This is a genomic window from Massilia sp. DWR3-1-1 (genome assembly GCF_049898325.1).
Taxonomy (GTDB): domain Bacteria; phylum Pseudomonadota; class Gammaproteobacteria; order Burkholderiales; family Burkholderiaceae_D; genus JAFCUW01.
The window spans coordinates 220,384-238,475 of sequence record NZ_JAFCXL010000009.1 but is presented as its reverse complement, the minus strand read 5'-3'; the positions used below and the strand labels follow the sequence as shown (position 1 = coordinate 238,475).

The following is an 18,092-nucleotide window of genomic DNA, read 5'->3' as shown; positions in this document are numbered from 1 at the left end:
ATTCGGACGGACCTGCTTGCCTTGTGCCATGCTGCTCTCCCATCACGGTGGTGGAGCAGGTTTGACCTCAGCAATTCAAATCGGTTCGGGGTCGACCCACAGCAAACGGTGAAAGCGCCCAAAAAAAAGCGCCCAACGGGCGCTCGCGCATCAATAAAATCAGACCGGGTTCAGTGTGCCGCTTGCGTGAGCACCTTGTTGATCCATGGTTCGGTGACATCACGGATGGCACGGTCATTGGCCATGATCTGTTTCATCAGGGCGATCTTGCGACTGCGCGCTTCGCCCGTCAGGGGCGGCACGCCCGCCTGTACCGCTTGCTGATGGCGGGCACACTGCTGCTCGAGGGCGGCCAGCGAGCACCAGTCACCGGCCTGGGCGGCCAGCGTCATCTGGGCCGTCAAGCCGGCGAGTTGTTCGTACATGCTTACTACGTCGTTTGAAGTCATGGTCGCACCACTGTCAGTTCAATGAGATTACCGCGTGTCCTTCCATAACGGCCCTTGCGCGGCAAACTTTAGGGTCCTGGCAGAAAATATTTGAAATTTCTTTCAATTTGTTACGAAGTGTCGAAACCTTGTCATAAAGGTCAGGGTAGCGGCGGTCGCGGCAGGGACGCAGATGTTCAAATAACATCCATTCCCCGTTTTCGACGCTCTGGCGCCACCGCATGCCGTTCGTCGCATTGTGCCGCTGGCGCCGGGGCGGTGTCCTTATAGTGCAGGCTGGGCTGATTGCGCCATCCCCATGGCGTTCTTTTTAACCATCGAGACCATCCACGCAGGGACCCGAATGAGAAACGTTTTTACTCCCGTGATGCGGCCTGGCATCCTCGCCATGCTGGTCGCCGCGGCGCTGGCCGCTCCCGTCCATGCCGAGGCGCCGTTCAATTTCCGCACCACGCCTGGCAAGCTGCCCAAAGACGTGGTCCCCGTGCAATATGCCGCCCACCTGACGCCGAATCTGAAGACCCATACCTTCCTGGGTGCGGAGACGGTGGAGATCGATGTGCTGGCCGCCACCTCCACCATCGTGCTCAACGCCGTCAACCTCGACATCGACAGCGCCACCCTGGCCGGCAAGCAGATCGGCGAAATCCGGCTGGTAGCGCAACTGGACAAGGAGCAGGAAACCCTCAGCTTTCATCTCGACAAGCCGCTGGCGCCGGGGCGCTACCGGCTGGCCCTGAAATTTCGGGGGCTGATCAACCGCGAAGCGCGCGGCATGTTTCATATGGAGTACAAGGTGGGGTCCCAGGACAAAGTCATGCTGGCCACCACCATGGAGCCCACCGATGCGCGGCGCCTGTTGCCAAGCTGGGACGAACCGGCCTTTCGCGCCACCTTCAAGCTGACCGTCGATCTGCCCGCGCATTTCAAGGCCTACTCGAACACCCCCATCGAAAAGCAGGAAAAACTCGAGTCCGGCCTGCAGCGCACCTGGTTCGGCGTCACTCCCAAAATGCCCAGCTACCTGGTGGTGCTGGTGGCGGGCGAGCTCGAGCGTTTGGCCGGCAAGCAGGATGGCGTCGACATCGGCATCGTCACCACCGAGGGCAAGCTGGACGCGGCCGCCTACCCCCTGGCCGTCACGCGCGATGTCCTGCGCTACTACAATAATTATTTTGGCGTGCCGTACCCCCTTGCCAAGCTCGACCAGATTGCCATTCCCGGCGGTTTCAATGGCGCCATGGAAAACTGGGGCGGCATCGTCTACAACGAATCGGCCCTGCTGGTGGACCCGAAAACCAGCCCCGACCAGGTCCGCCAGCTGACGTTTTCCGTCAACGCCCACGAGGTGGCCCACCAGTGGTTTGGCAACCTGGTCACCATGGCGTGGTGGGACAACCTGTGGCTCAACGAAGGTTTTGCGTCGTGGATGGCGGCCAAGGCCACCCAGCACTTCCATCCGGAATGGCGGTCCGACCTGGACGGCCAGGTCGAACGGGAAGGGGTGCTCAATCTGGACGCGCGCAAGAGTACCCACCCGATCCAGACCCCGGTCGCCACCGAAGCGCAGGCCGCCAATGCCTTCGATGCGATTACCTATGGCAAGGGCGAAGCCTTCCTGCGCATGCTCGAGGCCTACCTGGGCGAAGAGCCGTTCCGCAAGGGCATCCGCGCTTACATGGCCAAGCACAAGTATTCGAACACCACCAGTGCCGATCTGTGGTCCGCACTCGAAGCGGCCTCCGGCAAGCCGGTGGAAAAGCTGGCATCGGACTGGACCACGCAGTCGGGCTTTCCCGTCATCCAGGTCAGCCAGGTCTGCAAGGACGGCAAGCGCGAAGTGACCCTGACGCAGGAGCAGTTTCGCCTCGACGAGCCGGCGCCGGAAAAGCGCCTGTGGAATGTGCCGGTGCAGGTGGGCAAAGTCGACGGCAAGTCCGCCTACACCTTGCTCACCGGCCCCAGCGTCACGCTCAGCCAAAGCTGCGACGGCGTGCTGGTGGTCGATCCCGCCTCGGTGGGGTTTTTCCGCGTGCAATATGACCAGGCTTCGTTCGACGCCCTGGCCGGCCAGGTCACCAAGCTGCCCGACGCCACCCGCCTGAAACTGCAGGCCGACGCCTGGGGCATGGTGATGGCCGACCGGCTGCCGCTGGCGGCCTATTTGAAGCTGGTGGGGCAATACGCCAAGGAAAACCGGGGCGCCGTCTGGATGTCGATCCTGGGCAACCTGGCCACCCTCGACGCGCTGGCCGCGGGCCGCCCCGAGCGGGCGCAGATCCGCCGTTTCACGGTGGCCCTGGCGGGCCCGAAGTTTGCCAGCCTGGGCTGGGAAGAGCGCGCCGGCGAGCCGGTCGACGAGCGCCAGTTGCGCGCGCAGCTGGCGGCCACGCTGGCGCGCGCGGGCGACGCGGCGGTGATCGCCGAAGCGCAGGCCCGCTTCGAACGCTACCTGCGGCAGCCGTCGAGCGTCAGCCCGTCGATGATCGACTTCGTCCTCAACGCAGCCGGCCGCAACGCCGACGCCGCCACCGTCGACGCCCTGATCGCCCGCGCGCTGGCCAGCCAAAACAATGAAGAGCGCAACCGCCTGACCCGCTCGCTGGTGCGCGTGGCCGACCCGGTCCAGGCGGCGCGCGTGCTCGAACTGGCGCTGTCGGCCACCTTGCCGCCGCAAATGACCACCACCATCGTGCCCGCCGTGGCCGGCAACGAACACGTCGATCAGGCCTGGGCGTTCGCCGTCGCCCACCGCGACAGCCTGATGAAGAACCAGGACGCCGTCGGCCGCAACCGGGCTTTTGCCGGCATCGTCGCCAGTTCGAGCGACGTGCGCGACGCCGAGCGCATGGAAGCCTATGTCGGTGAGCAATTCGGCGCCGATGCCCTGGCCGAAGCGCAACGGGTGGGCAATGGCGTGCGTATCCGCGCCGCCCAAAAGGCGCGTTTGCTGCCGCAAGTGCGCGCCGCATTACAATAAACGACTAGCAGCATTGACCGTGCCAATCACAAGGACCTCCCCATGAACACCAGTTGGACCCCGATCAAGACCGCCGTATCGCTCGCCCTGTGCGGCGCCGCCCTGGCCTGCGCCCCGAGCTTTGCCCAGACCACTGCCGCTCCCGCCGCCGCGCCCGCCGCTGTCGCCCGGCCCGCCACCATGGCGCTGCTGCCCGGCGACGACTTTTTCACCTACGCCAACAGCGACTGGCTGGCCCGCACCGAGATCCCGGCCGACCGCAGCAGCTGGGGCGCGTTCGCCGCGATCGCCGAAGACACCAATGAGCGCATCGTCAAGATGTTCGGCAGCATCGATGCCGACCAGAAGGCCTCGCCCGAGCCGCGCAAGGTCGCCACCTATTACAAGACCTTCATGGACGAGGCGGCCATCGAGGCGCGCGGCGCCGCCCCCCTGAAGCCGCTGCTGGCGCAGATCGACGCCATTGGCAACAAGGCCGACCTGACGCGCGCGCTGGGCGCGTCGCTGCGGGCCGATGTGGACCCGCTCAACAACACCAATTTTTTCACCGAGAATATTTTCGGCCTGTGGGTGGCGCAGGGCTTGAATGATCCCGCGCGCAACGTGCCCTACCTGCTGCAGGGCGGCCTGGGCATGCCCGACCGCGCCTATTACCTGACCGACAACGCGCGGATGTCCGAGCTGCGCACCAGCTACCAGCAGCACATTGCCGCCATGCTCAAGCTCGCTGGCTACAGCGACGTCGAAGCGCGCGCCGCCCGCGTGTTCGCGCTGGAGATGGACATCGCCAGGGCGCATGCCAGCCGCGAAGACTCCGCCGATGTAGTCAAGGGCAACAATACCTGGACCCTGAAAGATTTTGCCAGCAAGGCGCCGGGCATGGACTGGAACGCCTACTTCAAGGCGGCCGGCCTGTCGGCGCAGCGCAGCTTCATCGTCTGGCATCCGGGCGCGGCCAAGGGGGAAGCGGCGCTGGTGGCGTCGGCTGACCTGGACTCCTGGAAAGATTACCTGGCCTTCCACCAGATCAACCATGCCGGCCCGACCCTGTCGAAGGCCTTCGTCGACCAGCGCTTCGCCTTCTACGGCAAGGCCCTGTCCGGCACGCCCGAGCAGTCCGCCCGCTGGAAGCGCGCGCTGGCCGCCACCAATGGCGCGCTCGACCAAGCCGTCGGCCGCGTCTACGTCGAGCGCAATTTTGCCGCCGCCGACAAGGTGCGCATCGGGCAGATGGTGACGAACATCATCGCCGCCTTCAGCAAGCGCATCGACAAGCTCGACTGGATGGCCCCCGCCACCCGCGCCCAGGCCCAGCAAAAGCTCAAGACCTTGTACGTGGGCGTGGCTTACCCGGACCGCTGGGAGTCGTTTGCCGCCTTAAAAGTGGTGCCGGGCGACGCCTTCGGCAACGCCGTGCGCGCCGAAGCGTTCCAGACGCAACAACAGATCGCCAAGCTGAACAAGAAACCCGACAAGTCCGAGTGGGCGATGCCACCGCAGCTCGTCAACGCCGTCAACATGCCGCTGCAAAACGGTATCGTGTTCCCCGCCGCCATCCTGCAGCCGCCGTTCTACGATCCGAAAGCGTCCGACGCCACCAACTACGGCGCCATCGGCAGCGTGATCGGCCATGAAATCAGCCACAGTTTCGACGACCAGGGCGCCCAGTTCGACGCCCAGGGACGCCTGCGCGACTGGTGGAGCAAGGCCGACAAGGAGCACTTCACGCAAGCCTCGGCCAAGCTGGCGGCGCAGTTTTCCGCGTACAAGCCGTTCCCCGACCTGGCCATCAACGGCAACCTGACCCTGTCGGAAAACCTGGCCGACCTGGCCGGCCTGGCCGCGTCCTACGATGCCTACCGGGCCACGCTGGCGGGCAAGCCGGTGCCGGCCGATGCCGACAAGGATTTTTTCCTGGGCTACGCCCACAGCGAGCGCAGCAAGATGCGCGAAGCGCAGCTGCGCCGCGTCGTGCTGACGGACGGCCACGCGCCATCGCCCTACCGCGCCGCCACCGTGCGCAATCTCGATGCCTGGTACCAGGCCTTCGATGTCAAGCCGGGCCAGTCGCTGTACCTGGCGCCGGGCGAGCGCGTGCGCGTCTGGTAAGCTGCCAAACGGGGGGCGCTGGCACAGCGCCCCCCATGCCCGCCGCGCCACGATGGATTCCCCGATCGGCCACCATGAACGACGACCTCGACGCCATCAGCCGCCACACCCTGGCCCACTACAACGACAACGCCGACAGTTTTTTTGCCGGCACCATCGACCATGATGTCAGCCAGAACATCGATGCCCTGCTGGGCGCCATCGCCAGACCGGCGCCCGCCACCATCCTCGACCTGGGCTGCGGCCCGGGCCGCGACCTGAAAACCTTCACCGCGCTGGGCCACCGCGCCATCGGCATCGACGGCAGCGCCGCCTTCGTGCACATGGCCCGCGACCACAGCGGTTGCGAAGTGTGGCAGCAGGATTTTCTGCACCTGGACTTGCCCGATGCCATGTTCGACGGCATCTACGCGAATGCCTCGCTGTTTCACGTCCCCCGCAGCGCGCTGCCGCAGGTGTTGCGGAAACTGTACGCCGCCTTGCAGGCGGGCGGCGTCCTGTTTAGCTCTAATCCCCGCGGCGACAACCAGGAGGGCTGGAACGGCGAACGTTACGGCAGCTACCATGCGCTCGACGCCTGGCGCGCGTTCCTGGAGGCGGCCGGCTTCGTCTACCTCGACCATTACTTCCGGCCGGCCGGCCGCCCCCTTGCTGAGCAACATTGGCTGGCCAGCGTCTGGCGCAAGCCGGCTTTGGTTAAGTAGCGAACAGAAGCGACGGCAAGCTCGTCGTATGGTGAGGGTCCCAACCACCAGTGAGCGAGGTACCCGAAATGAACCAGGACCAGGTCAAAGGCAAGGCGAAGGACATCGGCGGCAAAATCCAGGAAAAAGTGGGCGAGGTGCTCGGCAGCAGTGAGCAGCAAGCCAAGGGCCTGGCCAAGCAGTCCGAGGGTAAATTGCAGGAAAAAGCAGGCGACGCCAAGGACATCGTGCAAGATCGCGGCAACCGCTGATCAAACGCCGTCCGTGCTGTTCCCCAAGCCGCGCTGGTCGCGGCTTTTTTTACGCCCCTTCAGTAATTTTTTCCGCTCACTTCGCTGCCATCGGGCCGCCGCACACTGAGCCGGGCGCTGCCGCCCAGTTCGCCCTGGGCCGTCGTTTGCATGCACGCCGTTTGCGCGCCCGCCGGCGTTCCTTGGGGGGCTTGCTGCAGGCTGGTCAGGCAAAACAGGGTGACGGCCAGATCCTGTTCGATCGACCAGCGCAAGGTGACCGAGCCGATCTGCTGGGCGTCCGGCGTGCAAGCGGCCAGCCTGGCCAGCGAAACGATGGTGCCGCTGTCGCCCACGCGGCTATTGGTGGGCAGCGCCGTGAAGGGGGTGCGGATGACGGCGCAGCGCGCGCTGGCGCCGCTGCCACCGACGATGCCGATCAGGCTGCCATTGCTGTAGTACAGGGTGGCGTCCGTGTCCACGCTGGCGACGCCGGCAAAGCGCAGGCGTAGCGACTCGGTGCTCGTTTGCGCCAACTGGCCGTTGTAGGGAAAGATGCTGATGGGGCCGGGCGTGAGCGTCAGCGCGAGACTGAAGGCGTTGCCGTTTTGTTGGCCGGCCACTTCCCAGCGCTGCGCCGTGCCCAGGTAGTGGCGCCAGGCCGCGGCCGTATCGACGGTGACGCCGGTGGACGCCGGCGGCAGAAAGGGGGGCGACTCGATGCCGCCAGGGTTCACTTGCACGCTGAAGCGGTCGCTGCCGCCGCATGCGGCCAGCAGCAGCATGAGGGCGCTGCCGGTGAGTGCGTGCTCAATGGGCCGGGGCATTATGGTCTCCTGCGTTTCATGCAAGGTTGGACCCCATGGAGCGCAAAAAATCCCGCCGGCGTCCATCGGTTTGATCTGGCGCAAACATTTATTGTTGAGCTAGCGTTCGGTCGCTAACAGACGGAAAGGCCGCCATCGCTTATTCTGGTCCCACTGCATGAGCACAACGCCATGCGCTTTCCAACCAAAGGAGCTCTACCATGAACAGCGATCAAGTCAACGGCAAACTGAAAGACATCGGCGGCAAAATTCAGGAAGAGGCTGGCAAACTGGTCGGTAGCACCGAACAGCAAGCAAAAGGCCTGGCCAACCAGGTCGAGGGCAAGACCCAGGAAAAAATTGGCGATGCCAAAGAAGTCATCAATGATGCCACCAACTAATTGGTGCTTGTCCGATGAAATAAAAAAGCCGCGAACTTCGCGGCTTTTTTACGTCAACGGCGTCTACAGCGGTTCAGGCACCTGGCTTGTCGCCGATGTGCTTGCGGAAAAACGCTTCGATCGTCGAATACACATGGCGCTGGCCGGCACGCGAGGAAATGCCGTGCTTGGCGCCCGGGTAGGTCATCAGATCGAACTTGATGTTACGGTTGACCAGGCCATCGATCAGCTTGGTGGTATTGGTAAACAACACATTGTCATCGGCCATGCCGTGGATCAGCAGCAGTGGCGACTTCAAGCCGTCCAGGTGCGCAAACACGCCGCTGTTGGCATACGCCGTCGGGTCCGACTTGGGCGTGGCGCCCACGAACTGCTCCGTGTAGTGGGTGTCGTAGAGCGACCAGTCCGTCACCGGCGCCACCGACACGCCCATGGCGATCTTGTCCGACGCCGCCGACAGCAGGCGCAGCGTCATGAAGCCGCCGTAGCTCCAGCCGAACACGCCCACCCGCTTGGGATCGACGAAGCTCTGGCTGGCCAGCCAGTCGATGCCGGCGATCTGGTCCTGCACTTCATGCTTGCCCAGTTCCTTGTAGATGACGTCGGTGAACTGGCGCTCACGGCGCGAGGAACCGCGGTTGTCGAGGCGAAATACCACATAGCCCTGCTGCGCCATGTACTGATAAAACTGGTTGTCCCATTTGCGCGTGACCTGTTGCGAGTGGGGGCCGCCATAGGTGTACAGAAACACCGGATACCGCTTGGCAGGATTGAAATTGGCCGGCTTGATCATCGAGTAGTGCAGGGTCTGGCCATCGTTGGCCTTGATGGTGCCGAATTCCGTCGGCAGCATGTCGGCCTTGTACTTGCCGTACGGGTGCTTGTCGTTCAGTTCGTTCTGCTCGACCCAGCCGACCATGGCGCCGTCCGGCGTGCGGATCGACACCTGCGGTGGCGTGGTGGGGTCGGAGAAGGTGTCGACGAACACTTCGCCGTTGCGGGCAAAGCTCGCTTCGTGCCAGCCGTCGGCCTTGGTGATGCGCACCGGCTTGTCGGCCAGGCTGCCATCGAGGGCCAGCGCGTAGATCTGCTTGTCGACGACGTTGTCGCGGTTCGAGGAGACGAACACGCGGCCGGTTTTCTCGTCGACCGCCTGGACATTGTCGATGCCCCAGTTACCGCTCGACACGGTGCTGAGCAGCTTGCCGTCCATGCCATACAAATACAGGTGATTGCGGCCGGTGCGCTCGGACGACCACAGGAAGGCGTTCTGGTTTTTCAGGAAGCGCAGGTCGTCGCTGATGCTGACCCAGGTGGGCGAGGTTTCCGTCAGCAGGGTGCGCTGGGCCAGGCTGGCGGCATCGACGGCGATCAGGTCGAGTTTCTTCTGGTCGCGGCTCTGGCGCTGGTACACCAGCGTCTTGCTGTCGCCGGACCAGTCGGCGCGCACCAGGTAGATATCTTCGTTGGCACCGATGTCGACCTTGCGCGGCGCGCCGCTGACGGGCGAGACGATGAACAATTGGGCGATCACGTTGCGATCGCCCGCGGCCGGGTAACGCTGCTCGACGACGTCGGTGCGGTCGGCGAAAATTTCAAAGCGGCGCACCACCGGCACCGGCGCTTCATCGAAGCGCTTGTAGGCGATGGCCGAATCGTCCGGCGCCCAGTAGTAGCCGGTGCGCTGGCCCATTTCTTCCTGGGCGACAAATTCCGCTTCGCCGTTGTGGACCGTGCCCTTGCCATCGGTGGTCAGTTGCTTTTCCTTGCCTGTGCTCAGGTCGATGACGACGATGTTCTGCTGGCGGATGAAGGAAACGTAACGTCCTTTCGGCGAAATCTTGGGATCGGCGACGTTGCCGGAGGCGACCTTGCGGGCCTTTTCCGGGTGGGCCGCATCGACCAGGTAGAGGTCGCCCGCGATCGGCACCAGCAGCTGCTTGCCGTCCGGCGACCAGCTGTAGTTGAGGATGCCGGACAGGCTGGCCGTGCGCGCGCGTTCGCGGCGGGCTTTTTCTTCCAGCGAAATCGACTCGTTCGGCACCAGCACCTTCGAATCGACCAGGCGGCGGGTGGTCTTGTCCTTGGTGTTAAATTCCCACAAGTCCAGCTGGAACTGGTTGTCCTCGCGACCGCGCAGGAACGTGATGTGCGCGCCGTCGGGCGAGACGCGCAGATTGCGCACGCCGGGCCCCGACAGGGCGGGATCGGCCTGGATGCGATCCAGGGTCAGGCGTTCGGCGAAAGCGGGCGCGGCCAGCAAGGCAGCAATAAGGCAGAGCGAAAGGCGCATGGATTGTCTCGAATAATGGTTGAACTTTTACAACTACGAGACGATACCAGAGTCAGCCGGCAAAAGCTGTAATTACGCCACCTTTGCCATGGCGCCACGGGCGCCGGCGCGCGCCCTGGCATTGGCCAGTCGGGCCAGCGCGCCGGTGAGCAGCACGGCGGCGATCGACAGCCCCAGCACCAGGCCGATCCAGAAACCGAACACCTGCATGGGCGCGGCGGGGCCGAAGGGCAGGGCGGCGGGCGCCAGTCCCAGCACGATGCCCAGCGGCAGCGAGAAAACCCAGAACGCCACCAGCTGGATCACCATTGGCGGGCGCGTGACCTGGTAGCCGCGGATGGCGCTGGCGGTGGCCACCTGGACGGCGTCGGACAATTGGAACAGGGCGGCAAACAGCAGCAGTTGCGCGCACAGCGCCTGCACGTCCGGGTCGAGCGTGTAGGCGCGCGCGATCTCCCAGCGAAACACGGCGACGAAGCCGGCCGACAGCAGGCCGAAGCCGGCCGACATGGCCACCCCGACCCAGGCCACGTGGCGCGCCTTGCAGGCATCGCCTTCGCCCAGCGCCTGGCCGACGCGGGTGATCAGGGCGATGCCAAAGCTGAGCGGGACCATGAAGGTGAGCGAGGAAAAATTCAGGGCAATCTGGTGGGCCGACACCTGCACCACGCCGTAGCGGGCCACCAGCAAGCTGATCAGGCCGAACGCGCTCACTTCGGCAAAATACGTCACCCCGATCGGCAGGCCCAGGCGCAGCATGTTGCCGATGGCGGCCCAGTCGGGGCCTGCCCAGTGGGTCAGCGGATTGGTCGGGCGGTAGGCGGGCGCGGTGCGGATCCAGCACAGCATGGCGCCCAGCATCAGCCAGGTGCCGATGACGGTGCCCACCGCGCAGCCCACCGCGCCCAGGCGGGGAAAGCCCAGGTTGCCGAACACCAGCAGCCAGTTGACCAGGATATTCAATGCCAGTCCGCCGATGGCGATCACCATCACCGGCTTGGTCTGGTTAATGCTGGCGGTGTAGCCATACAGGGCGCGGTAACAGGCAAACGCCGGCATGGCAATGCTGATAACGTGGGTGAACAGCGCGGCCTTGGCCGCCACCGGCGCGGCCAGGCCGATGTGGGGAAACAGCAGGGCGCAGGCATTGGTGGCGGCGCAGGCCAGCAGGCCCACGCCCAGCCCTTTCCACAGCGCCTGGCGCACCGTGTGGGCGATCGCGGCGAAGTGGCCGGCGCCGGCCTGGTGGGCGACGACGGTGTTAACGGCCATCATCACGCCCATCACCGTCACCAGCATGATCGACCAGACCGACGCGCCCAGCGACACGGCGGCGAGCTCGTCGGCATTGACGTGGCCCGTCATGGCGACGTCGGCCACGCCCATGCCGACGGTGGCAAGCTGGCCGATCAGCACGGGCCAGGACAGCTGCCAGATCGCGCGCATTTCTGCCAGAACGGGGTGGGCGGGGCGGAGAGGAGCGAGGGACATGGACACTGACGACGACGAAACCACATATTTTACTGGCAATAGCCGTGCTGGAATACACTGTAGGCGACATCACTTTTCATCAAATCATGGCTGACGACACCATTTTTCGCGCGCAATTTAATCCCATGATCAAGCCTTTCCTGGTCATGCAGATCGGTGTGACCATGATCTTCACCGTGATCGGCATCCCGCTGGCGCTGATCTGGTTCCTGGGCGTGGGCCGCTGGTGGGCGCGGCATTATTTCGACCGCCTCGAATGCCAGTTGGGCGAGCGCAGCCTGCGCTATCGCAAGGGCATCCTGGTGACGACGGAAAAGACGATCCCACTGGAAAACATCCAGGACGTGACCTTTGTCGAAGGACCGCTCCTGCGCCGGTTCAACTTGAGCACCCTCAAATTCGAGACGGCGGGGCACAGCGCGGGACAGGCCTCGGACATGCATTTGACGGGGATCATCGATGCGCAGGCGTTTCGCGCGAAGATCATGGCCGCGCGCGAAGCCTTGCGCCATGCGCCGGTCGCGCGCCCGGCCGACGACGCCCAGCTGGCGCTGCTGCAATCGATCGACGCCCGGCTGGCCGAGGTGGTGATGCTGCTGCGCCAGCGCGATTAGTTGGTCTCGCGGGGCGGCAGAGTTTGCAGGTACAGGTACAGGGCGCGCAAGTCGGTGTCGTTCATCTGCCGCAGGGACGCGAAGGGCATCACCTCGCTGATCGCCGAGCCATCGGGCCGCTTGCCGCTGCGCATGCTTGCCACGAACACCTCCGCCGACGGGTAACGGGGCATCACGCTGCCCTTGCCGGGCGTCAGGTTGGCCGTGGGCGGCCAGTTGGGGGGCGCCCCGGCAATCTTGCCGCCTGCCAGTTGCGGGCCGTGGCAGCCCATGCAGGTGTTGGCGACATAGGCGCCGTGGGCGGGTGAAATGGCGGCCGGGACGGGCGGCGCGGGCGGCAGGGTGTGATCGATTTTTTCCGCCGCATCCTTGATCGCCCCCACCCCGTACAGGATCTTGACGGGGATGGGCAGGGCCACCACGGCGGGCGTGCCGGCCACGGGTGGCAGTGCGTTCAGGTAAGCGAGCAGCGCCGCCATGTCGGCGTCGCTGAGGCGGTTGTAGTCTTCGCTGGGCATGATCATCACCGCCGTGCCATCGGGCTTGACGCCATGGCGCACCGTGCGCACCCAGTCGGGGGCGCGGTAGTGGCGGGTAACGCTGTGTTCGCCCGGACTGATGTTGGGCGAATCGATGCGCATGGCGCCATCAGCGATCACGGTTTTGCCCGCGCCCTGGGCGCCGTGGCATTCGGCGCAACCGCGCGTGTTGAACAGGTAGCGGCCCTGCTCGAGGCGGGCGGGATCGGCCGTCACCGCCAGCAGCGCCGCCGGGACCGCCACCTTGCGGGCCAGCTTGCGCTCGCCCAGCACCTTGCCTGCCAGCGCCAGGCCGATGCCGGCGCATAACAGCGCGATCAGCCACCAGCCGATCCGTTTTGCCCACTTGTTCATCTCTGCTCCTCCACCAATCCCCTCAAAATCTAGCACTGGTTGATGTCAATACAATCCCGAAAACGACAAACGTGCGCGCGATCACCGGAAAAATGATTGTCGTTTTGACGACGATGCGTGCGCCAATTTGTCCCCTGCTGCGTTACGATGACTGAAACAACTGGGGAGTGCCGTTCGTGGAATACAAGGATTACTACGCCAGTCTTGGCATCGACAAGACGGCCACTGCCGACGACATCAAAAAGGCGTACCGCAAGCTGGTGCGCAAGTACCATCCCGATGTCAGCAAGCTCAAGGATGCCGACAGCAAAACCAAGGAAATCAACGAGGCCTACGGGGTGCTGGGCGACGCCGAAAAGCGCGCCGCCTACGATGAACTTGGCAGCGGGCGGCGTGCGGGTCAGGAATTTCAACCGCCGCCAAACTGGGGCGGCGGCGGCGGCGGCGGCTTCGGTGGGGGCGCGGGCATGGACAGCGATTTCTTTTCCGATCTGTTTGCCAACGTGGGCAAGCGCGGCCGTCCCGGTGGCGGCTTTCAAATGCGCGGCGAAGACATCCACGCCAGCATCGGCATCGACCTGTACGACGCCTTCCACGGCGCCACCCGCACCATCACCATGCGGGTGCCGCAGCCGGACGGCACGGGCCGCGCCGTCAACAGCGAGAAATCGCTCGACGTCAAAATTCCCAAGGGTGTGCTGCCAGGCCAGCAATTGCGCCTGACGGGGCAGGGCCATGCGGGCCGTGGCGGCGGGCCGAACGGTGATCTGTACCTGGAAATCACCCTCAACCCGGACCGCCGCTACAAGGTCGAAGGCAGCGATGTCTATGAAACCGTGCCGGTGACGCCGTGGGAAGCGGCGCTCGGTGGCGCCATCGGCGTGCCCACGCCGTCCGGCAATGTCGAAGTCAATGTGCCGCCGGGCTCGCAAACGGGGCGCAAGCTGCGCCTGAAGGGGCGCGGCATCCCCGCCGCTGTACCGGGCGACCTGTACCTGGTGCTGGAAGTGGTGCTGCCGCCCGCGCACGATGAGGCGGCGCGCAAACTGTACGAACAGATGGCCCGCGACATGGCCTTCAACCCGCGCGAGCGCAACGGCGCCTGACGAATCGGCGCCGCCCGCCACGGCGCACATGGGATCGGAGCATACAAGATGGGGAACAATGTACCGCTAAGCGGGGTGCTGCTCGACGATGTCGCGCTCACCCTCGAAGAACTGGCGCTGGCGTGCCAGGTGGAGCCGGATTGGGTGATTCGCCACGTCAAGGCGGGCGTGCTGGGCGAGGACAGCAGTTTTGAGCTCACCACCATCCGTTTTCGCAGCAGCGACCTGGTGCGCGCGCGCCGCCTGCGCAACCTCGAGCAGGCCTTCGACGCCAACGAAGACATCGCCGCCCTGGTACTCGACCTGGGCGATGAAATCCACCGCCTGCGCACGCGCCTGCGCGTGGTCGGCGCCGACTAGACGGCCCCGCGCTTGCCTGGCCGCTTGTGCGGGGGGAACCCAGGCGCCTGCGTGCCCGGGGGTGGCTCCGTTACGCCCGCATGCTCCCCGCTCGCCCCTGATGGTGGTGTCGCACGGCACTGACGCGACAGCCGTCGGCCGTGCTACTACAATGGACGCATACCGGATTCTCCATCTGCAGCGCGGGAGTTCTCATGAACACAGCACAGCAATCCCTTGCGGGCAAAACCATTGCGGTCCTGATGACCGACGGCGTCGAGCAAATCGAATTTACCGCCCCGCGCGATTTTCTCCAGCAGCACGGCGCCCGCGTCGAGCTGCTCTCGCCCAAGGCTGCGGGCACGCAGGTGCAGGGCGTCATCCATGATCGCAAGGGCGACCAGTTCAAGGTCGACAAAACGGTGGCCGAGGCCAGGGCCGCCGATTACGACGGCTTGCTCTTGCCGGGCGGCGTGGCCAATCCCGATGCCCTGCGCACCAGCGCCGCCGCGATCGCCTTTATTCGCGCCTTTGCCGCCACCGACCGCCCCATCGCCGCCCTGTGCCACGGTCCCTGGACCCTGATCGACGCCGGCGTGGTCGCCGCCAGGCATGTCACCAGTTGGCCCAGCCTCAAGACCGACTTGCGCAACGCGGGCGCCGAATGGACCGACGACGCGGTGGTCATCGACGGCCGCCTGATCACCAGCCGCAAGCCGGACGATCTGCCAGCTTTCAGCCGGGCGTTTCACGACGCCCTGACCGTGCACGAACAAGTCGATGCGGGACCGACCTCGTAAATGAACAGGGCCGGCAAAGGCCGGCCCGGTGGTCGAGAAACTGGGAAGTGTCAGGCGATTTTCAGCGATTTCCTGGTGCGCGCCACACGCTTGATGCGCAGCGGTTTGCCTGTCAGCACGCCCGTAAAGCCCGTCACGCGCTCGCCGATGATGGTGTGGCCATCGACGATGTCGTAAAAGCGCATTTCCTTGCTGTGGTCGCTCGCGCGCACCTTGATCACCGACACCACCCGGCGGAACTGGCCATCCATTTCCACGTAGCGCTGGTTGATGATGGCGTCGGCCAGGAAGGCATTGCCATACGAGCTAAAGCGCAGCATGTCGTAGCGGTCTTCCAGCTCGGTCGTCATCATCACGGTCACCCCTTTGGCGGTCAGGATCGCCACCAGCCGGTACAGTGCTTCGCGGTAATCGTCGCGGAAAATCGACGACAGTGCCAGCTCGAAGCCGGACAGCGAATCGATCACCACCCGCCGTGCATTGGTGGCGTCGATCATTGTCACCAGGTCGTGCAAGATCTCGTCGATGGACAGGTCGAGGGCGCGCGTGTTGATCACCCCCACCATGCCGGAACTAACCAGTTCATTTAGTTGATAGCTTAAGAGTTGGTTTGGACTTTTCTCAAACGCGGCAATGATGCCGTGTTCGCCGCGGCGCGCTCCTTCGGCCAGGAACTCGGTGGCCAGGATGGTCTTGCCCGAACCGGACGGGCCCGCCACCAGCAGTGAGTAAGCGGCCGGCACGCCGCCGCCCATCATGGCGTCGAGCTCGGCCACGCCGGTCGACACCCGCTCGCTGGCCAACATCGCCGCTGGCGCGTGCGGTGCCTGGATGACAGCGCGCGGGAACACTTGCACGCCATCGTTGTTGATGCGGAAGGTGTGCGAGCCCAGTTTCTGGTCGGCGCCGCGCATCTTGACCACCTGGATCTTGCGCACCATCGAGTCGCCGCGGACCAGTTGCGACAGCCACAGGATGCCATCGGCGACCGTGAACACGGGCCCCGATTCGGTATCGGGCTGCAGGTATTCGCCGATCAGGAACGTCGTGGCCTGCCAGCTGGTCATTTGCATGCCCAGTTGCTGGATGAACTGCTGCAAGTCGGAAAAGCCCTGCTCGCCGCTGGGCGCGGCCTGTACCACCGAGCGGAACGAGTCGACGAACACCAGGCTGGGCGAATATTCCTGCACTTCGTCGATGATGCGGGCGAGAACACGGTCAAAATTGCCGTCGACCATGTCGGCGGCCAGGTTGACGAAACGGATCGACGTCTCGATCTTGCCAAAATCGAAGTAGGAAAACTGCTGTTGATAGCGCAGCATTTTCAATGGCGGCTCGCCCAGTACCGTGAAGAACAGGGCGCGGCGTTGCGGATTGGCCAGCGAGAACATGATCTGGTGGGCGAGGGTGGTCTTGCCGCTGCCGGGTGTGCCGGCGATGAGGTTGAACGAAAACTCGGGGACGCCGCCGCCGAGCAATTCGTCGAACCCTGGCACGCCGGAAACCAGCTTGGCTATGTGTACACGCTTACCCATTGTCCTGCTCCTTGCTTTTGTTTCTTGCGCTGGCGCGGTTCAGCGCAGGTTGCACTATTAACATGGTCATGTACTCGCCGATCAGGACGGCCAGGATATCGATCAAGGTTGTGAGTAGTAATTCGCTGGCGGCCAGTGATTGCGGGGCGTCCTGGCCGTCGAAACAATCGCGCAGCAGATTGAATTCGGGGTCGGCCGGACGCCGGCGCGGGTCGTACAGCAGCCAGGGGAAGTCCAGATTGACGCGGTGAGCGCTGCGGTAGAGCAAGGTTTCAAAACCATGTTCGCCGATCATGCCCACCAGGCTGTTGGCCAGCAACTCGAGGATCTCGATGCTGCAGTCGACCGCTCCGTCGGCGTTACTTACCAGCAGCCGCCTGATGATGGCCCGGGGTGAATCCTCGTCTGTTGCCATGTTTGAGCCGAAGTGAAGAATTGCGAAATTTCCCTATTCTAAAACAAAAAGTAACAATCGCGGCGTTTCCTTTTGTAGAGTTCGCCAAGGCGGGCCGAACCGCGTTGCGCGAGGCCGGCTTGGTTTGCCGCCGCTAAGCGCTGGGGCGCGCGTGCGTGGAATACACAATCGGGTGCTGGCACATTCTGGGGGGGCGGGGATTAATTGTAATAAAAATAGCATTAACTTTTTTGTCCAGGCAGGTGCGGCGCTGATGCGCTCATGATGCGGCGCATGAACGGTGCCACGCTGGCAAGGCCGGTGCGAACTGGCGCCGGCCACGACCATCATGTTCGCCTCTGCTTACGCTGCCGGGCGCTATCTTGTCGACAAGCCGTGTGCGCCGGCGCTGATCGTCAGGAAATTGCGCTCGGGGCAGGTGTGGCAGCCGTCCTGCCTTGGCTTAGGCCGCCTTGGCGGTGCGCCGGCGCATGGCGGCACAAGCGGCCGCAGCCAGTCCGAGCAGGGCCCGCGAACCGGGTTCGGGGACGACGCTGGCGTTGACGACAAGCTTGTCCAGCGCCAAATAATATGAGCTGTTATGGGTGATCATTAGCGCCTGCAGAATGTTGAAGCCACTCAGTGCGAAGGCGGCGAAGTCATTACCGGTTCGCTTGCTGGCATTGCTGGCGGTGTTGAGCATGAGCGTCGTGGCGGTTTTTTTGGATGCTATGGTGGAGGCGTAAGGCAAGAAATCGCTGGGCGATTTCCCTTTAGTTAGAGGAATCGGAGAGCCTTGCGCTTGCAAGCGCAAGTCGCTTCGCAGGCTCGCCGCATGCGGCTTGAAACCCCTGCTACGCCCAGCGTCCCGCGGCTTCGATTCCCGCCGCCTTGGGTGCGTGGTGGAGGCGAAAAGCAAGAAATCGCTTGGCGATTTCCCTCTAGTTA

The 18,092-nt window shown here is 64.3% G+C and carries 17 protein-coding genes; 9 read left to right on the top strand and 8 right to left on the bottom strand.

Translation table 11 applies throughout. From position 1 onward, the window contains the following. Nucleotides 1–170: 170 nt before the first annotated feature. Nucleotides 171–425, bottom strand: coding sequence for a flagellar protein FliT (locus ACP7EY_RS12160; RefSeq protein WP_426193812.1), 255 nt, complete (start codon nucleotides 423–425; stop codon nucleotides 171–173). 367 nt (nucleotides 426–792) lie between these two features. Between ACP7EY_RS12160 and ACP7EY_RS12155 the strand changes: the two genes are divergently transcribed. The 4 genes from ACP7EY_RS12155 (at nucleotide 793) to ACP7EY_RS12140 (ending at nucleotide 6,493) form a co-directional block, all read left to right on the top strand. Further along, on the top strand, nucleotides 793–3,429 hold the full coding sequence (locus ACP7EY_RS12155) for a M1 family metallopeptidase (protein ID WP_426193810.1): 2,637 nt from the start codon (nucleotides 793–795) through the stop codon (nucleotides 3,427–3,429). Nucleotides 3,430–3,471: 42 nt separating this feature from the next. Then, entirely contained in the window at nucleotides 3,472–5,538 is a 2,067-nt protein-coding gene (locus ACP7EY_RS12150; protein ID WP_426193808.1) for a M13 family metallopeptidase, read from the top strand. Between the two features lie 74 nt (nucleotides 5,539–5,612). Then, the gene (locus ACP7EY_RS12145) at nucleotides 5,613–6,242 is read left to right on the top strand and encodes a class I SAM-dependent DNA methyltransferase (RefSeq protein ID WP_426193806.1); all 630 of its coding nucleotides are present in this window, start codon (nucleotides 5,613–5,615) and stop codon (nucleotides 6,240–6,242) included. A gap of 68 nt (nucleotides 6,243–6,310) precedes the next feature. Continuing rightward, entirely contained in the window at nucleotides 6,311–6,493 is a 183-nt protein-coding gene (locus ACP7EY_RS12140) for a CsbD family protein (RefSeq protein ID WP_426193830.1), read from the top strand. 59 nt (nucleotides 6,494–6,552) lie between these two features. Here ACP7EY_RS12140 and ACP7EY_RS12135 read toward each other — a convergent pair whose 3' ends face one another. Beyond that, entirely contained in the window at nucleotides 6,553–7,299 is a 747-nt protein-coding gene (locus ACP7EY_RS12135) for a hypothetical protein (protein ID WP_426193804.1), read from the bottom strand. 200 nt (nucleotides 7,300–7,499) lie between these two features. On the opposite strand from ACP7EY_RS12135, the gene ACP7EY_RS12130 reads away from it, so the two are divergent. Next, nucleotides 7,500–7,679, top strand: a complete 180-nt coding sequence (locus ACP7EY_RS12130) for a CsbD family protein (protein ID WP_426193802.1) — start codon at nucleotides 7,500–7,502, stop codon at nucleotides 7,677–7,679. A gap of 73 nt (nucleotides 7,680–7,752) precedes the next feature. Here the strand turns inward: ACP7EY_RS12130 and ACP7EY_RS12125 are convergent, their stop codons facing one another. Together ACP7EY_RS12125 and ACP7EY_RS12120 are read right to left on the bottom strand one after the other, a co-directional pair. After that, nucleotides 7,753–9,972, bottom strand: coding sequence for an alpha/beta fold hydrolase (locus ACP7EY_RS12125; protein ID WP_426193800.1), 2,220 nt, complete (start codon nucleotides 9,970–9,972; stop codon nucleotides 7,753–7,755). Nucleotides 9,973–10,044: 72 nt separating this feature from the next. Beyond that, nucleotides 10,045–11,463 (bottom strand): MATE family efflux transporter, encoded by a 1,419-nt coding sequence (locus tag ACP7EY_RS12120; RefSeq protein WP_426193798.1) that lies wholly within the window; start codon nucleotides 11,461–11,463, stop codon nucleotides 10,045–10,047. An 86-nt stretch (nucleotides 11,464–11,549) separates the two neighbouring features. Here ACP7EY_RS12120 and ACP7EY_RS12115 point away from each other — a divergent pair, with 86 nt between their 5' ends. Further along, nucleotides 11,550–12,077 carry a PH domain-containing protein gene (locus ACP7EY_RS12115; protein WP_426193796.1) on the top strand — a complete coding sequence of 176 codons (528 nt, stop codon included), beginning with the start codon at nucleotides 11,550–11,552 and terminating at the stop codon, nucleotides 12,075–12,077. Here the strand turns inward: ACP7EY_RS12115 and ACP7EY_RS12110 are convergent. Then, nucleotides 12,074–12,970, bottom strand: a complete 897-nt coding sequence (locus ACP7EY_RS12110) for a c-type cytochrome (RefSeq protein ID WP_426193794.1) — start codon at nucleotides 12,968–12,970, stop codon at nucleotides 12,074–12,076. The two genes, ACP7EY_RS12115 and ACP7EY_RS12110, sit on opposite strands and share 4 nt — an antisense overlap. Before the next feature lie 176 nt (nucleotides 12,971–13,146). Between ACP7EY_RS12110 and ACP7EY_RS12105 the strand changes: the two genes are divergently transcribed. From ACP7EY_RS12105 to ACP7EY_RS12095, 3 genes are all read left to right on the top strand, one after another. Next, the gene (locus ACP7EY_RS12105; RefSeq protein ID WP_426193792.1) at nucleotides 13,147–14,076 is read left to right on the top strand and encodes a DnaJ C-terminal domain-containing protein; all 930 of its coding nucleotides are present in this window, start codon (nucleotides 13,147–13,149) and stop codon (nucleotides 14,074–14,076) included. Between the two features lie 48 nt (nucleotides 14,077–14,124). After that, nucleotides 14,125–14,436 (top strand): MerR family transcriptional regulator, encoded by a 312-nt coding sequence (locus tag ACP7EY_RS12100; protein ID WP_426193790.1) that lies wholly within the window; start codon nucleotides 14,125–14,127, stop codon nucleotides 14,434–14,436. 194 nt (nucleotides 14,437–14,630) lie between these two features. Next, nucleotides 14,631–15,215: a type 1 glutamine amidotransferase domain-containing protein gene (locus ACP7EY_RS12095; RefSeq protein WP_426193788.1), complete on the top strand. Its 585-nt coding sequence runs from the start codon at nucleotides 14,631–14,633 to the stop codon at nucleotides 15,213–15,215. Nucleotides 15,216–15,265: 50 nt separating this feature from the next. On the opposite strand, the gene ACP7EY_RS12090 is transcribed toward ACP7EY_RS12095, so the two are convergent. From ACP7EY_RS12090 to ACP7EY_RS12080, 3 genes are all read right to left on the bottom strand, one after another. Further along, entirely contained in the window at nucleotides 15,266–16,750 is a 1,485-nt protein-coding gene (locus tag ACP7EY_RS12090) for an ATPase domain-containing protein (protein WP_426193786.1), read from the bottom strand. Then, nucleotides 16,743–17,165 carry a hypothetical protein gene (locus ACP7EY_RS12085; protein WP_426193784.1) on the bottom strand — a complete coding sequence of 141 codons (423 nt, stop codon included), beginning with the start codon at nucleotides 17,163–17,165 and terminating at the stop codon, nucleotides 16,743–16,745. The genes ACP7EY_RS12090 and ACP7EY_RS12085 overlap by 8 nt, the downstream gene beginning before the upstream one ends. A gap of 442 nt (nucleotides 17,166–17,607) precedes the next feature. Continuing rightward, nucleotides 17,608–17,847 carry a PEP-CTERM sorting domain-containing protein gene (locus ACP7EY_RS12080; RefSeq protein WP_426193782.1) on the bottom strand — a complete coding sequence of 80 codons (240 nt, stop codon included), beginning with the start codon at nucleotides 17,845–17,847 and terminating at the stop codon, nucleotides 17,608–17,610. Nucleotides 17,848–18,092: the final 245 nt, after the last annotated feature.

Bases quoted from the DNA above. Each gene is read 5' to 3' on its own strand.
- ACP7EY_RS12160 (WP_426193812.1), bottom strand. From the start codon at position 425: ATGTACGAACAACTCGCCGGCTTGACGGCCCAGATGACGCTGGCCGCC.
- ACP7EY_RS12155 (WP_426193810.1), top strand. From the start codon at position 793: ATGAGAAACGTTTTTACTCCCGTGATGCGGCCTGGCATCCTCGCCATG.
- ACP7EY_RS12150 (WP_426193808.1), top strand. From the start codon at position 3,472: ATGAACACCAGTTGGACCCCGATCAAGACCGCCGTATCGCTCGCCCTG.
- ACP7EY_RS12145 (WP_426193806.1), top strand. From the start codon at position 5,613: ATGAACGACGACCTCGACGCCATCAGCCGCCACACCCTGGCCCACTAC.
- ACP7EY_RS12140 (WP_426193830.1), top strand. From the start codon at position 6,311: ATGAACCAGGACCAGGTCAAAGGCAAGGCGAAGGACATCGGCGGCAAA.
- ACP7EY_RS12135 (WP_426193804.1), bottom strand. From the start codon at position 7,299: ATGCCCCGGCCCATTGAGCACGCACTCACCGGCAGCGCCCTCATGCTG.
- ACP7EY_RS12130 (WP_426193802.1), top strand. From the start codon at position 7,500: ATGAACAGCGATCAAGTCAACGGCAAACTGAAAGACATCGGCGGCAAA.
- ACP7EY_RS12125 (WP_426193800.1), bottom strand. From the start codon at position 9,972: ATGCGCCTTTCGCTCTGCCTTATTGCTGCCTTGCTGGCCGCGCCCGCT.
- ACP7EY_RS12120 (WP_426193798.1), bottom strand. From the start codon at position 11,463: ATGTCCCTCGCTCCTCTCCGCCCCGCCCACCCCGTTCTGGCAGAAATG.
- ACP7EY_RS12115 (WP_426193796.1), top strand. From the start codon at position 11,550: ATGGCTGACGACACCATTTTTCGCGCGCAATTTAATCCCATGATCAAG.
- ACP7EY_RS12110 (WP_426193794.1), bottom strand. From the start codon at position 12,970: ATGAACAAGTGGGCAAAACGGATCGGCTGGTGGCTGATCGCGCTGTTA.
- ACP7EY_RS12100 (WP_426193790.1), top strand. From the start codon at position 14,125: ATGGGGAACAATGTACCGCTAAGCGGGGTGCTGCTCGACGATGTCGCG.
- ACP7EY_RS12095 (WP_426193788.1), top strand. From the start codon at position 14,631: ATGAACACAGCACAGCAATCCCTTGCGGGCAAAACCATTGCGGTCCTG.
- ACP7EY_RS12090 (WP_426193786.1), bottom strand. From the start codon at position 16,750: ATGGGTAAGCGTGTACACATAGCCAAGCTGGTTTCCGGCGTGCCAGGG.
- ACP7EY_RS12085 (WP_426193784.1), bottom strand. From the start codon at position 17,165: ATGGCAACAGACGAGGATTCACCCCGGGCCATCATCAGGCGGCTGCTG.
- ACP7EY_RS12080 (WP_426193782.1), bottom strand. From the start codon at position 17,847: ATGCTCAACACCGCCAGCAATGCCAGCAAGCGAACCGGTAATGACTTC.